The following is a 16,865-nucleotide window of genomic DNA, read 5'->3' as shown; positions in this document are numbered from 1 at the left end:
TCTATTTATAATACCATTCTATAACTAATCTATAAGTTCTGTAACAGCATCCACGCCGTTTTTACTGTAGCGGGGCTGTCCGCCTCCTGCAAATATTTTTATGTTTCCTGCTTCTTTTATCAAGTTACCTGCTCCGTCTATTATTCCCAAATCATTAGGGGATAGAGTAAAGTTAACCGTTTTTTTCTCACCTTTTCGCAGGAATATACGTTTAAATCCTTTCAATTCGGTTATCGGTATGATTTGGGCTGCATTCTTTTCGTGCGAAATATACAACTGAACAACTTCGTCACCGTCATTCTCTCCGGTATTTTGTACTGTCACCGAAACCGGAATATTTTCCCCTAAGCGGCTCTTTTTATTCACTTTCAGATCGGAATAAACAAAAGAAGTATAGCTTAGCCCGTGTCCGAACGGATAGAGCGGTTCTTTTTCGAAATAGCGGTAAGTACGTCCTGCCATATTATAATCTTCGTAAGGCGGCAGGTCGTTATCCGATTTGTAGAATGTAACAGGCAGACGCCCAGCAGGGTTATAATCTCCGAACAGAACATCGGCAATTGCCACTCCGGCAGCTTGTCCGCCATACCATGAATTGATAATGGCAGGTACGTTTTCATTCTCCCAGTTGATAGACAAAGCGCTTCCGGTTTGCATAACGAATATCACCGGCTTTCCTGTTTTCTTCAGTTCTTTCATCATCCGTGTCTGTATTGCAGGCAGGGCTATTGTATTACGATCACCTTTGAAGAATCCGGGCAGGTCTACAGGCATTTCTTCACCCTCGAGAGTAGGGGAGATACCTCCGGCAAATACGATAGCATCGGCATCCGATACAGCAGCCAGTACCTTGTCGTAATCTGTATTATACATATATCCCGCACCAAATCTTATAACTGCACCTTGATCGCCTTGGAAATATTCGAGACGAATATTGTATTTCTTTCCTTTTTCAGCTTTCAGGGTGTAATAATCCGTCATGGCTTCGTGGTAGGAAAAATGGTCGATAACCTTTTCATCATTTACGAATAAGCGGAATCCGTCATCGCCTGTTACGTGGAAAGTATAGTCTTTCGTTTCTTCAGGGGTGAATGTTCCTGTCCACCTAACTGAAACCCAGTTAGCTTTTATGCCGGGAGCTATTTCGTCCGCAACCCCTCCTTTGAAATCTATCTTAGTTTCTACACGTGTAAGCTGCGGTTTACCTTTCAGTTCTATTCCTTTATAGTATTCGGCTTTCATTCCTTTCTTATTGCCGCTTCGCATCATAGACCATATATCTACAGAGGAGACCATATTATCGTCAAGCAGATTGACACCTCTTTCGTAAACAACATCGATGTTATCTCCGCATTTGTCTTTTATACCTTGCAGGATAGTAACAATTTTACCCGGCGTGCCGTTATAGTTTCCTAGAAGAGAAACAGAGTCTGTTGCTCCCGGCCCGATGACCGCTATTTTCTTTATATTTTTAGATAAAGGCAGTGTGCGGTTATTGTTTTTCAGCAATACAATAGATTTCCGCGCCATGTCCAATGCATCCTGTCTGTGCTTCTCCGAATCTAAAACTGAATACGGGATTTGTGCATATGGATTTTTACTGTCCGAATCGAACATACCCAATTTGAATCGTGCATAGAAAAGTCTTTTCAAAGATACATCGAGTTCTTTTTCAGAGATCATTCCCTTATCTACAGATTCTTTCAACGCTCTGTAGCTGGAACCGCACTCAAGGTCGGTACCTGCTATGACAGCTTCTGCCGAAGCGGTTGCTGCATCTGGTGAAGTCTTATGTGTTCTGTAGAAATCGTCGATAGCGCCACAGTCTGATACGATGTAACCGTCAAACTTCCACTGATTTCTCAAAATATCTACCTGTAAAGGATGACTGCCGCAACACGGTACTCCGTCGAGACGGTTATATGCACACATCACAGAAGCAACTTTGCCCTCGTCTACCAAGGCTTTGAAAGCAGGCAGATAAGTAGCCCAGTTGTCGTAAGCTGTAGGATAAGCATCGAATGTATGACGCTCGTATTCGGGGCCGCTATGTACTGCAAAATGCTTGGCGGTAGCTACCAGTTTATAATAATTAGGATTATCACCCTGCAATCCTTTTACAAAGGCGATACCCATGCGGGTAGTCAGATGTGGGTCTTCGCCGTAGGTTTCCTGTCCGCGTCCCCACCTCGGATCACGGAAAATATTGATATTAGGCGACCAAAAAGTCAAACCCTGATAAATTTGCCGGGAACCTTCGCGCACAAACTGATGATGTTTTGCCCGTGCTTCGTCCGATATGATGGTTGCCGATTTGAATAACGCGTCATCGTCGAAAGTTGCTGCAAGTCCGATTGCCTGAGGATATACAGTGGCTAATCCGGCACGGCCTACACCATGCAGGCACTCGTTCCACCAATCGTATGAAGGAATTCCCAGACGGTCTATTGCCGGAGCACTGTTCATCATCTGCCCGATTTTTTCTTCGAGAGTCATTGCATTTACAAGCATCTCTACACGTTGTTCTACAGGCTTGGATTCGTCCATCCACGGCTTTTGCTGCGCCGCTGTTTTTCCTGTGAGTAGAATAAGTGCAGAAATAATAATTACACTTTTTTTCATAGTAATAAATCTATTTAAATATATTCTTTATATTGATTTTCAAATAACATAGAAACTCCGACCGTTATTAAAAACTTGTCTTATTTTCTGCTTACCGAATGTTAAAAATAAGCAGAAAATAAGACAAAATAAAACCTGATATACGGTTTAACTGTATTATTTACAATAAGCATCCACTACACAACGGAATCCAACCGTAGCTTTTCGTTCGAAAGACGGGGACACACGCAAAAGGTATTGTCTGAAATATAATTCACGCGGACCGCCCTGTACATACCAGAAACTGGATGACGGAAGGAAATAACTGCCGCCTTTTATCATAATATACCTGTAAGTAGTATTGTCGTATACATCAGATGTCAGTTGCCATACGCAGCCTACCAGATCATGTAAATTATACAAATTCTTTCCTTTCGGATATTTGCCTACAGGATACAGTTTGCCGTCGCCCAGATTACATCTGTCGGGTTCAATTCCTTCGAGTTTCCATACCGAAAGCGTATTAGTAATAAAGTCTTCTACTCTCTTTACAGGAGTTTTCTGCACCCATGGCCAGTCGTTTCCTTTCTCTGTCTGGGCGGCATATTGCCATTCCATTTCGGTAGGCAGACGCTTTCCCGCCCATTTTGCATAGGCTTGGGCGTCTTCGAGAGTAACATATATGACCGGATAATTTTCTTCTCCTGCTTTTATTTTGCCATTCTCCCAGTGTTTCAGGAAGTTTGTTTTATCATCAGGCGTATATCCTGTAGCATCGATAAACTCTTTATATTGTGCATTCGTTACCGGATATTTATCCATAAAGAAACATTTCATTTGCACTTTTTCTCCTTTCTCCGTCATATCTTCCGGATATGGGATAAAAGAATCGCCTATCCTGTAATTATCGCAGGAGAATATTCCGGCAGGAATTTCTACCATACCTTTCGGGTCTTTTCTTGCCAGCTCGGTAATTTCAGGTAAAGATATTTTCCGAGGCGAGCCCGGTTTAATCATAAGGACACGTTCATCCAATAATTCTTCACCCTCAAATGCCTGTATGATAAATTTTCCTTCATAGTCCGGGAATTCATCGAGCAGGCGTATTGTTTTTCCGGTAACAGCATATTCTTTATATTCTTTTTCGTAAGACGGCATGCCCGCCCATATCCGAATTCTATCTCCTTTTTTAGAAAAGAATGAAAGTTCATCACTTTTGAGTTTATAATCTATTAAATGCGGAAACTCGGCAATCGTAGTAACAGTACTTTCATTATTCGTACCTAATTCGAATTTATTAAATGCATCTACCTTTACAGGAAGATAATTCTTTCCGTCTTTATCTACAGGTTTCAACTCTTTGTGATGATAAATATCTACAAAATGTTTTTCTTCATTAATTTCTACTTCAAAAAGATTGTCGAAATAGCCTTCCGGCTGCAGATTATAGACGGTATAAAGTACTTTATCCTCTTTAGGCCATTTATTGACATATATATTGTCTGTTAACGTTGGAACTAGCGGTATATAAGACGATTGTACAAAATTTTCGCTGTTCTCCCGCTGAATGCGTAACAGCTTTCCCCAATAACGCATCTGGTCGTCGGACCATTCGAAATGACCCGGAGGGAAATTGTTTATCTCCGTTCCGTAACCATTGAAAAATGACACGTTGAATTCCCGTTGAATCGGCTCGCGTGCTTCTTCCGCTACACGGAAAATGGCAAAGTCGGGCTTGATAAATTTATTCAGGTTGAGCATAGGGCAGTAGTAGAGCGCATTATGTACGCGCCCCGATGCGATTCCCTGCATATCTACAGGTACAGCCATACCTTCGCTGTACATCATCACTCCCGGACGGGCAGCATCGGCAGCATCCTGCAATTCTTTGCTGGAGCCTCCTTTAGTATCGAGTACAAAGCCGTCGATATTCACCCAGTTAGTGATAGTTGTCATCCCATCGAAATGTCCTTCTTCAGAGCGAGTACTTTCATCCCACGGATTATAGCATACAAAGAAATAGGTGCCTAGGCTATGACACAGATCGGAGATTTCCCTCAGTTTATCATATCCGCCCGGCAAATCCCTGAACATATCCCACTGGTTGCGCTGGTCCATACCCAGAGCCGGCCATGTAGGCCAGATGCTGTATACATCATAGCCACCCATGAGTTTTTTCATTTTCTCCAGATGTTCCTTTATGTGGAATTTGCCGTCTTTATAGTCGAAGAAACGTTTATCCCAGTTCATCATCAGGTTCACGGCAAAGCATTTGCGGAACCATTTCAGGTCGTCGCGCTGGATAAGCGAATCATCGAATGTACCGACTTCCACATCATACAGATACCTTTTCTGAAACATGAGGCGAAGGCCTTCCTGCCAGTCGCCTTCATATTTATCAATCCATATGTTGTAGGCAACCGTCCCTCCTGGGTATATAGTAGTTTCGAAACGGCCGCGGCGGGCGTTCTGCATATTTTCACGGTCGCGTCGTGTGAGGGCTGTTATATTTTTACCTTTAGGCAAATCTATAGATGTAAAGCCGAGTTCCCAAGCATTATCAGGCACAGTAACGTTTATGGGTGCATAACCGGGGCGGAAGAGATGGGTACGCGAGAGCCCGTGCTTTCCTTTTCCTGTTATATAAACATTCTTTGGTGATTCACCTAAGGGAACAATATTATGTAGAATGATAGTATCCGAGCTTGTATTTTTGAAAAATATCTTTCCTTTGATGCCATGTGCATAGTTTTCGTTTGAATAAGTAATCTCCATACCTCGCACATTCTTATCAGAGGTATAGGACTCTTCTCCAATCTTGAAGGATACCAGCGGACGGGGAGCCGCCCATTCTACACCGGGCCCAAGAGAATGCACCACAAGCCCGTCCTTTGTGTCGACCTGTATTGAATTCAGGCTTTGGGAAGTAATGGTAAAGATATTGCTGCACAAGATAAGTACAGCAATACAGAATTTTTTTATTGTCATTTTTTCTTCTTTTTATTCAATTCTTCTTTCAGGCGGGCTTCTTCTTTAACGGCATTGTTATAATCGACCACGTAATGCCACCAGTTATTCAGCTTCCCGTTAACCGGATCCAAACCTTTGAAATGCGGCGTATGAGAGAACCACCACTTCATATATCCGATATGCGAGCAGTTCCATTCCGAGCAGTCCATTATACGGCCTTTCTTTTCTTTTATGTCGGGATAATTGACCCATTCATCGGCATAGCTGTAAACAGGTGTTTTGTTGCTCCAGTCGTAGTCTTTTTCTCCATTAGGCGGGAAGTGGATATTACCGATATTCGAATTGCCTTTATCAAACTTATCGTAATTCTTAACATAGCCTGTATACCTTTCCCACATGGTCAGTTCAGATTTCTCACTTTTCTTATCATATGCCCACCATCCGAATACCTGCATCATGGTAGATTCGTATCGATGCCCGTAGCTTTCCATTGCACATGCCAAATCACGTTCATAATTTAATCCCATTATACTCAGTAATTCGGTACATGACGGATTTTCATTCGGCTGTGAATTTATCCAGAAAGCACCTTTACCCATCATATGCGATTCCCACATGCCACCGTAAGGGAATGTCCATACCCATACTTCGTGTATTTCACCGTTATCCCTCATTTTATCGAATCCGTAATATTTTACCATCGCATTATAATCGTAGGATGTACCGATGTCTTTCAGTGTTTTCCAATCTTCTTCACCCATAAGAAAGGCTACTTCATCTTTTGTAAAGGGACGTTTGAACGGGTCATTTTTAAAATAAGTGAAGAAGCGGTCGGCATCTATTTCTTTGACAACTTCGTAGTCTACAGTATAACCCGAAACTTCTTCCAGTGTCTTTTCATATTCGGCAGATAGTTGTACGGGATCGTACCATATACGCCCTTTCAGATTGGGTGTAAAAAAGCATTCGTGCAGCCGTTTGTTGCCATGCTGAGGGTATACAGGATTTTCGTATACAACAGCAACTTTTATCTTAAGAGGGTCGGCATTCTCATTTTTTTTCTTTTTCTGAGCCGATATAGTACATGACAGACACAAGGAAAAAACCAGAAAAAAAAGGCATTTGGAATTCATAGTATTAGTTTTAAGATTAATAATAGATATGAATGCATCGTAAGATTTCAAAAAACGGTGCATCCCAAGACTTGCTTATACAAATATCACATCATATATGTATTCAGGTGTGTGATTTTCGTATCAAAAAAAGCTAAATTTTTATCAATCTGTATTTCCGTTTATTTAAGACCTCACTATTCAGGAATTCTGCTTTTTTCAAAATCTTTAGGCAATACTCCGAATTGTTTCTGAAAGCACTTCGAAAAATAAGACGATGACCGGAAGCCGACAATATACGCTATTTCATTTACCCTGTACTCTTTTTGTACTAAGAGTTCAGCAGCCTTTTTCAGACGGATGAGGCGGATAAAGTCGTTCGGAGTGAGTTCAGATATATTTTTCACTTTGCGGTATAATGTCGCACGGCTCATATTCATGGCTGCCGCAAGTTTATCCACATCGAGTTCTGTTTCATCCAGATGCGAATGTATAATTGCTATCAGGTTATTCAAAAAATCTTCATCGGCCTTCGAATGTGCAATCGTATCATAATTCAGTTCCGGCGAATTCTTGTAAGATTCTTTAATCTTTTTGCGGTTCTCCAGCAGATTTTCTATTCGGGCTTTCAGGTAATCTATAGAATAAGGCTTTTCAATATATTCGTCTGCACCTATATTCAAACCGTCTATTTTCGATTTCAGAGATGTTTTGGCTGTCAAGAGAATAATGGGAATATGGCTGTATCTGAGGTTCATCTTTATTTCCTTGCAGAAAGTTAGCCCATCCATGACAGGCATCATAATATCACAAAGGATAATATCTACATGATGAGTGCTTAAAGTATCCAGTGCTTGCTGCCCGTTCTGGACCATCAATACCTGATATTCTTCATTCAGTTGTTTAGCCATGAACTGTTGAAATTCTTCATTATCTTCTACCGACAGGATAACTTTGCGGTTATCTATTTTTAAAGGGTCATCGTTATGACTGGTATGTTCTTTCTTTATTTCTTCAATTTCATCCAGTTCCTGACTTGTAAGTTGAATAACATCCTCCTGATGTACAGGCAATTCTATAATAAATGTAACTTCTCCTTGTTTTTTATTATCCAAGGTTATACTCCCTTTATGCAGTTCTACCAGCGACCGTGCAAAAGGCAGTCCGAGGCCAGAGCCTTCCGTATTATTATCTATCTTGAAAAACGGGTCGAAGACTTTTTGTATATATTCTTCCGATATATTGTTTCCGTCATTGGATACTATAAATTTGAATGTGTCGGTTCCGGCTATAAATTCGACATTGATATAAGTATGCCCGTGCTTAAGAGCATTATTGAATAAATTACTTAATATTTTAGTATATATTTCGATATCTACGTCAGCATAAAATGCCTGTTCGGGCAAGTGTTGGTTATAAAATATACCTTTCAGTTGTATAGACGGAATAAACCGGTCAGCCGTTTCTTTTATAACCGAGATTACATCCGTATTAACAAAGTTGAGGCGCAGGCCTTTCGATTCTGTTTTTCTGAAATCGAGTAGTTCGTTTACCAACTTCAACAACCTGTTGGTGTTTCGTTGTATAATCGACATATTCTCCCATTTTTCATCTTTGCGGTCGATTTGTTTCATCACTTCTTCCAGCGGTGCTTTTATGAGGCTCAAAGGCGTGCGTATCTCATGAGTTACATTTGTGAAGAATTCTATTTTTGCATTATATAATTCTTTTTCTTTACTTATTTCGAGCATTTCAATGATTTGCCTGTTCTTTTCATTCACCTTTCGTGTATATGATTTTATCAAGTAATAGAAAATAAAGGCAGCCACCAGAACATACAGTATATATGCCCAGATTGTCATATAAAACGGGGGTAAAATGCGAATTTTGATAGAGGCGCCTGCTTCATTCCACAAGCCGTCGCTATTCGAAGCCATTACTTTGAAAATATAATCACCGGGAGGCAGATCGGAATAAGTAGCTTTGTAAGAGCCATCACTGTTTATCCAGTTATGGTCTTTGCCTTCGAGTTTATATGCATAATGGTTGGCACGGGGCGATACATAGCTTAAAGCCGCATACCCGATACTGAATACAGGGGTGCCATACGGTATACTGATTTCATCTGTATAGGCGATCGAACGAGTTAAAAGGGAATTCTTTTCAGTTGGTACTACTTCATTGTTATGTACCTGAAAACTATTGAAAACAATAGGGGGCACAAAGTTATTCGGCCACAATTTTTCAGGATAAAAAGCCACGAAGCCGCGCGTTCCCCCAAAATATATTTTACTGTCGCTGCTTTTAAATCCTGATTTATAATTAAACTGGTCGCATAGCAGGCCATTGGCATGGTTAAAGGTCGATATCTGTTTATTATTGGTATTTATCCTGAATAATCCGTTATTGGTACTACCCCAGATATCGCCGCGGGTATCTTCTACCAGCATATAGACTACATCATTCGGTAATCCGTTTTCAGTAGTATAGGCGCTGATAAACTCCTTCTTATCGGTATCGAACATGCACAGTCCGGCACCTTCGGTACCTAACCACAGGCGGTTTCGATTATCCTTTAATATACACGTTATCATATTGCTGTTAACATCAGCTGTCAGATAAGGGTAATTAGTCCATTTGTTGCTGTATTTATCATACGAAAACAGTCCGTTTCCCAGAGTAGCAAACCATAAGACGCCGTTCTGGTCTTCGAGTATGTCATTTACTTGCTTGGTTATCTCCTGTTCATTTATGCGCTGGAAGTCGTCTGTAGATTTGTTATACTTATGCAGCCCCAAAGTCGTTCCTATCCATATTGTACCCGAATAGTCTTTGTATATGGAATAAATACTGTTGTCGTTTAATGAGTTGTGGTCAGAACTATGTTTATACAGACGTTTTTTATTAGTCCTGATATCGATTACATACAGTCCTTCGGAAAATGTTCCTACCCATATATTGTTATTTTCGTACAATAATCCGTGAATATTCTTTGCAGGAATAAATCCTGTATCGAAAGTCTGGTTTTTGGGATTAAACAGATTCAGCCCCGCATCTTCGGTTGCGATCCAGACATTCTGTTTTTCATCTTCGCAAAACTCACTTATGCTTTTACCGCTTATTGTATTTATGCCTGTAAGAGGATAATATTTTTCAAACTGTGAATATAATTCATTGCAATAGTTAACTCCTCCGAAAAAACTGCCTACCCACATGCCACCTTCTTTGTCCTGATAAATGGAATGGATAGCATTATCGGAAATGGAATAAGAATCACCGTATATATGCTGCAGGTTAGTGATAGCCTCCGTTTGCAGATTGTAAATGTGGATGCCGGACTCGGTGCCAAGCCATAATTCGCCATTTGTATTTTTATAGATGCGCCTTACAAACAGGAATCTGCCTTCTTTATCTTTTTCCAGAAAAGCCTTTTGTGTAAAGGTATTCAAATCGAAAGACACTACGCCTCTGGTTGCAGTTCCAAGAAGCATTGTTTCATCATTCAGCAGGAAGAGATCATTTACATTAATCGTTGAGCTATTATTGTTATCTCCAATGTGAAATTGTTGTATATCTTCCATTTCGGGATTAAATCTTAAAATGCCTTGCTGATATGTTGCTATCCATATATTTCCTTTGCTGTCGAATGCAAGCTTGCGTGTATTAACTGAATTTATGTTCAGCTTTTTTTCCAACTGGTATAGCTTAAGTTCATTTTGTGGGGTTACACAAAAAAGCCCGTTGCCCGACGTTATGAGCCATATGTTGCCTTGCCCGTCTCTCTTCATGTCGCGGACTGTTCCGCTTATAGAATCATTATCGGCAGTCTTGATATTGAGCGGTGAGAAAGATTCGTATAAGGGGTCATATAAATAAACACCCGATGCCGTTCCCACCCATATAATGCCGTCATCATTCTGCAATAGGGAAAATATCATATTGCTCCCTATACCTTTAGGGTCGCTAGCAGATTTTTTGTAGATTTTAAAATTATTGCCATCATATCTGTTCAGTCCATCCTGCGTTCCCAGCCATATAAAACCTTGGTTGTCCTGTATGATTGTATAGACCATATTTTGTGATAAACCGTCTTCTACCTGCAAATTGCGGAAGTAGTACTTATTTGGATGTATATTTTGTGATACGGATATAAATAAGAGAATAACCGAAATAAATCTCAGTGTTGACATAGCGATACGATTTAGGTTTACGGTGTGTTTTTACCAAAGTTATCTAAATCTTTAGAATGACAAAATACTTTAACATCTTCTTTCGTGCATTGATACGATTTTGCCCTTTTTTGATATGAATTTGTTTTTTATGAATAGTACTTAGGATACTTTTGTTATATTGAAATCTTATTCTTAAACCTAACGCCTGATACTATGAAACTATTTGCAAAATATTCAATGCCTGCAATTTTAATATTATTGCTGGCTGCTTCCTGTGCTAAAAATTATCCTCCGGTAACAATGGGTACATTATTGGATGAAATGGTAAACCGTGAAGCCTTGGCACAGTATCCCGATCCATATTTCGAGTGTAAACAGTTCAGCAGTTACGACAGGGCAACAGTAGACCCCGGCGACAAAAGCTGGTTTGCCAACTGGGATAGGTCTATGTTTATCCGCATCGATTCTTTAAATGGGAAAAAGGAGTATGTCTTAATGGATACAAAAGGGCCGGGTGCTATAGTCCGCTTCTGGATGACATTTGCAGGAGAAAATTCAGGAAAAGGAATAATGAGGATTTATCTTGACAATGATTCTGTTCCTGTAATAGAGGGTTCGGCATTCGATGTCATCAGCAATGGCTTGCTTGTAGGTGCGCCGCTTTCAGCATCTGTTTCCGATTCTACAAAATACGAGATGAGAGGGCATAACCTGTATCTGCCTATACCATATGCAAGGCATTGCAAAGTGACTTACGAAAGTGAAAATATAAAAGATGCGGGAGCCAAGACAGGCGGCGAAGCCGTCTATTATAATATCAATTACCGCACATATGCGAAGAAAGTTGTTGTCCATACTTACTCTCTGCAAGACCTTACTACATACCAGCCTGAGATAATCAAAGTTCAGCAAAAATTGCAGAGTAAGGATGCAATGTTTCCTGAAAATATTGTTACAGATAATTTAAATGGTAATATCGCAGCGGGAAAAAGCATTGAAAAAATAATTACAAATAAATCTTCCGCTATAAGAGGTCTAAAATTTAAGTTGGAAGCCGATAAATTAGAGCAAGCACTCAGAAGCACCATTCTCGAAATCTCTTTCGACGGGAATACCACTGTAAAATGCCCTATAGGAGACTTCTTCGGCACAGGATATCAGATAAGGAAATCGAGTACATGGTACACAAAAGTGGAAGAAGACGGTACTATGTCGTGTCTTTGGGTCATGCCTTATAAAAAAGAATGTACCGTAAAGATTTTAAATATGGGCGATCAGGAAGTAAAGGTTATCAAAGGCGATATAATTACCGCTCCGTACAACTGGGATGGCAATACAATGTATTTCGGTTCTTCATGGAAGCAATTCACCGACCTGAAAACAGGCGAAATGAAAAACAATGAAGGTGATGGCGATCCCTTCGATATCAACTATGTGGAACTGAAAGGAAAAGGCGTATATGCAGGCGATGGAATCACCTTGTTTAATACAGTATATGCATGGTGGGGTGAAGGTGATGAGAAAGTTTATGTTGACAATGAAACCTTCCCGTCGCATATCGGTACCGGCACAGAAGATTATTACGGCTATGCATGGTGCCGCCCTGAGAAGTTTATTGATCATCCGTTTATTTCACAGCCCGACGGAAGCGGAAACTTCGATCCGGGATATACGGTTAATCTTCGGTTCAGGGGATTGGATGCAATACCGTTCCGACAAGCAATAAAGTTCGATATGGAAATGTGGCACTGGACAAAGGCTATTATTAATTTTGCTCCTGTTACATTTTGGTATATCTCTCCAGATAATGTAAAAGATAACAGTTTCGATGTTAAGGATGCCATGGAACCCGTTGTACTTGAAAGGAAGCAATTGATATCACCATTACTGACAGAAAATAAGATAGAAGCCGAAAATCTCAATATGGAAGAGAAAACCGACGGCTATTTCCACTACGGAAATGCTGTAGGCAGAGGATGGAGCAACAATATGCAAATGATATGGAGGAATGCAAAGTCTGAAAGTAAATTACACCTTACATTCGAATCGGAAAACGAAATGACAGCCGATGCCACCGTTGTTTATTCCAAAGGTAAAGAATACGGCAAATATAAAATAAGCATTAACGGAAGGGAAACAATGATCAACAGTGACGATAAAGAATTTAATATAGCCAATGCAACGATTAATAATATTGCCGTAAAGAAAGGTAAAAATGATATAAGTATTACATTATTATCATCAGGTAAAAAAGAAAATCTTGTGGGAATAGATTATATAAGTTTTGTGAAGAAATAAGCCGTGAATCAGGCTTATGGAGGGTATAAGCTATTAAATCGAAACAGGGCTTCTGTAGTATTTATGCAGAGGTCCTGTTTTTCTATATTTATCAACTATTATGCTGCAAATACTATACTTTTAAATCGATATTTTTTGACAGTTTACGAAGATATTCGTATTGTTTATCGAAAAAACTAATTTGAAGTTCCTCGTTTGAATTTGATATTAATACGCTTTGCCTTTTATGCGATTGAAGATAATTAGAATGTAATTCACACAACCGCTTATCGTGACATATAATAGGATGTAGATTCTGCTGATAAAAGAAAGAATAGGTTTGGTTGTCGTTTTGGATAGCAGCCGAATTGGAATAAATGCTGCGTTGCCCGATAAAACAATTGTATTCGCGCCCTTCATATGAATTTTCAACAGCACCTTTCTGCAAACTATCTAATAAGCTTTTAATGTCATTGGTTATCAATTTCATATCGTCTTCCTCTAAAAAATTACGTCTGCGATAGTATTGTATTTCGGCCATTACATTTAAAAAAATATGAGGATCGATCATTGCAATGCTGATACAATTATGAGTATTTAAAATGACATTTGTAATTTTATTTTTTATATCGATGATAAAATCGGGTATGTTTACATCCTTCATCTTCATTTTCAGACATGAAATATCGTATTGTTGAAGGTATTTGTAATAATAGAATGAGAATAAATTATCGCAGAATAGTGTATAAACGAACCATAAATTATTAGAAGCTTCAATTGTAATGAATCTTTTCATTTTCTGGTTTATACACAAATGGTTGTAATATTCTAATAAAGAATTATATATAATATTCTCAACATTATCATTGAAATAATGGCCGAACTCTATAATATATTTTCTTCTCGATTCGGAATAAATTATTTCATCTACTGAAAAATTCATTTCTTTAGCTAATACAGCAACTTCCTCGAATGAGAAAGATAATTCACCATTGAGTCTTCGGTAGGCAGATCCCTTACTAATTCCTAATAATGTCACAATGTATTCTGCAGGTTTCATATTTGCAGGTATACCACAAATGATTTTCTGGATGATGTCATTTCTTACCTTTTCCATTTTTTTCTGTTAAATGTTTTATTATCCGACTTTTTCGCAGATTTGTGCAGAATGGGCATTCGAAGTATAAGATATGCAACTATTTATGATAAGTGATCGAATCGGTTTCATTTTTGATTTCTTTTTCTGAAACCGGATAAGATGATGTCTTCTTTTACGTCGCAAATGTATAAAAAATAAGCGAAGAAATGACTTATTTTATTGAATACAAATTGAAGACAATATATAAATAATATGAAAACAAAACTTTACACATTAAACTTATTGGCCCTATTCCTGATTTTTTCAATAATAAATCTGAATGCACAGGTAACTATCGGTGCCCCGTTAGGGCCTGAAGATGGAGCCATACTGGAACTGAAAGAATATAATGCCGTAAATCCTGTTAAGGATAATACACTAAGCCTCGAAAATGCATCCAAAGGCTTATTGTTCCCTAAGGTTTCGCTAAAGGCATGGTATAAGCTAACCCCTTTATATGGCGGGGAAGAAGTAGTTGGAATCTGGACAGACCCTTCTACTGATCTCGAAAAACTGCTCTCTACAGGAATGGTTGTTTATAATGTAAATCCTGATGCCGAAAATTTAGAGGCCGGCTTGTATGTATGGAATGGTTCCGAATGGATTCCTCTTATGAGAGATACGGGTGGGAATGCCCAATATTCAATTATCAATTGTGGAATAGAAACATTCGGTACCTATAAGGTAGACCAACCTCTGAACCCTAATACGGAATATGTAACAGTTGAAGTGGTGGTCTCAAAAGAAGGGGTCTACGATTTCCAGATTACTACTAGTCCGGAAAACGGCTACTATTTCAGCGCAACGGGCAAATTCCTTCAGAAAGGTACTCATATGATAAAAGTTACCGGCGGAGGTACCCCTAAAGCCAAAGGCGACAATACATTAAGATATTGGATAAATGGAAAAGAGCATATACCTATGCCACAGCCGTGCGAAAAGAAGATAACGGTGGAAGGAAAATATGCCGAATATACCTTTAATTGTGCTACAGATGTAACACTATTGGGCAATTATGAAGTTGGTAAAGCATTGGATGCAAGCAATAAGATCAGGATTACACTGAATGTTCCTCCTGCTTCGAATGGTTTGTTATGGTCTTTTGATACAGGACAAAATCAGAACGGCTATAAGTTTGCCGGACAAGGAACTCTTGTACAAGGAATACAGGTCATCGAACTGCAGGGACAAGGGCTTCCTCGGACTGTCGGTACAAATACATTCAAGCTGGTTAATAACAGCGTGGCGCAAGACGATAATTGTGAAGTAGACGTTGATGTTGAAGGAGAAAAATCGAACTTTACTTTCAATTGTGCGAGCATAAATGTACAAGGAACTTATGTTGTGAATCACGGACTTACTAGTAATAATTATATCGATATTCAGGTAACTTCTTCGGCCAGTGAGGCAGGTAAAGTCTATGAATTGAAGACTGATTCTAAAAACGGTTATTCCTTCCAAGCAGTGGGAAGACTCAAAGGCGGAACAGAAACCATACGGCTTATTGGTAACGGAACACCGCAGGCAATCCAGAATGATGAGTTCACTATTACTGGAAATACTATCGATCCTGCTCAGACCTGTAAAGCAACCGTAGTGGTGGTGAGAAGAAAGATAAAGATAGCCTGCTTCGGCTCCTATTGGTACAATTTAGGTGGAGGAGAACGCACTCACCTTCTGATGCGTAACCTTATTGATAATCCTAAACTGTTTGGTAAATCGAAAGACTCTATATTCAAATTGGATGGCTACACACTTGTAACAGGTGAAAAGCCGGCAGGCCAGCTTGGAAATATAGATGCAGTTTGGCTGAAGAGTGGTTCGGATATGGCGAATATTATACAAAATACCAAACCCGATATTATCATGATAATGCTCCAATGGAAAGAAGATGCTGCAGCGCAAAGAGCATCCATGCCATATCTCATTAAATTTGTAGAACAGGGCGGAGTACTTATCTTCTGTGATGACTTTAGGTCCGGTTTCTATCAGGGATATGCAAACCTTATTAATGGAATATGTGGCACCTCACTAAGTACAGGCGATTTTGGTACTTATGACTTGAATGCATGGGCTGGACCTACAGGCATACCATGGAATACAGCATCGAGTCACCCGAGTCTGAAAGGGCCATTCCTCGATCTGACTCAGAATAATCTGCATATGATGCGTGACGGTAGTGGTCAATGGTATATAAACCAATCGAAAGTAGAATCAAATCCGAATGTAGAGATATTAGCCAGCTGGAAGAATTCTCAGGTGAGGATATTAGGACACAAAACAAAAGGTTTTATGCTGATAGCGGATGGAGGACCATTCTCTGGATGCACAAAAGAATTGGGAAATGTAGACAGATGGCCGCTCAAAATAAATACAGGGACTAATGAGCCTATAATATTTACAAATAATTTTGACGAAAAAAATCATTATTATGATAACGCGATTTATCAGACCACCAATGCGCACTTCTTCTGCAATACAATGGCATGGGCGATAAACAAAGCCTTAGAAACTCGGAGTACGGGAGAAGAGGGATATAGTTTATTTTAGTAAGTAAATATATGTGTGAGTATAATAAGGTTGCTTCGGAAACGG

Annotated in this window: 7 protein-coding genes; 2 read left to right on the top strand and 5 right to left on the bottom strand. The window is 39.5% G+C overall.

Going from position 1 to position 16,865, the window contains the following annotated elements:
- Window positions 1-24: 24 nt before the first annotated feature.
- From K348_RS0111195 to K348_RS0111180, 4 genes are all read right to left on the bottom strand, one after another.
- Entirely contained in the window at window positions 25-2,622 is a 2,598-nt protein-coding gene (locus K348_RS0111195; RefSeq protein WP_036930479.1) for a glycoside hydrolase family 3 protein, read from the bottom strand.
- 156 nt (window positions 2,623-2,778) lie between these two features.
- On the bottom strand, window positions 2,779-5,589 hold the full coding sequence (locus tag K348_RS0111190; protein WP_029905043.1) for an SUMF1/EgtB/PvdO family nonheme iron enzyme: 2,811 nt from the start codon (window positions 5,587-5,589) through the stop codon (window positions 2,779-2,781).
- Window positions 5,586-6,704, bottom strand: coding sequence for a hypothetical protein (locus tag K348_RS0111185; RefSeq protein WP_156032862.1), 1,119 nt, complete (start codon window positions 6,702-6,704; stop codon window positions 5,586-5,588). The genes K348_RS0111190 and K348_RS0111185 overlap by 4 nt, the downstream gene beginning before the upstream one ends.
- Window positions 6,705-6,880: 176 nt before the next feature.
- A complete protein-coding gene (locus K348_RS0111180; protein ID WP_029905041.1) occupies window positions 6,881-10,873 on the bottom strand; it encodes a hybrid sensor histidine kinase/response regulator transcription factor in 3,993 nt (1,330 codons plus the stop codon).
- Window positions 10,874-11,068: 195 nt separating this feature from the next.
- On the opposite strand from K348_RS0111180, the gene K348_RS0111175 reads away from it, so the two are divergent.
- Window positions 11,069-13,153 carry a glycoside hydrolase family 172 protein gene (locus K348_RS0111175; protein ID WP_081852558.1) on the top strand — a complete coding sequence of 695 codons (2,085 nt, stop codon included), beginning with the start codon at window positions 11,069-11,071 and terminating at the stop codon, window positions 13,151-13,153.
- Window positions 13,154-13,265: 112 nt separating this feature from the next.
- Here the strand turns inward: K348_RS0111175 and K348_RS0111170 are convergent, their stop codons facing one another.
- Entirely contained in the window at window positions 13,266-14,249 is a 984-nt protein-coding gene (locus tag K348_RS0111170; RefSeq protein ID WP_029905039.1) for a helix-turn-helix domain-containing protein, read from the bottom strand.
- Window positions 14,250-14,483: 234 nt separating this feature from the next.
- Between K348_RS0111170 and K348_RS0111165 the strand changes: the two genes are divergently transcribed.
- Entirely contained in the window at window positions 14,484-16,820 is a 2,337-nt protein-coding gene (locus K348_RS0111165) for a hypothetical protein (protein ID WP_029905038.1), read from the top strand.
- Window positions 16,821-16,865 lie beyond the last annotated feature (45 nt).

Source organism: Prevotella sp. 10(H) (assembly GCF_000711235.1).
In the GTDB taxonomy this organism is placed as follows: Bacteria; Bacteroidota; Bacteroidia; order Bacteroidales; family Dysgonomonadaceae; genus Dysgonomonas.
Note: the sequence above shows the minus strand (reverse complement) of the source record. Positions and strands in the feature narration are given on the sequence as shown.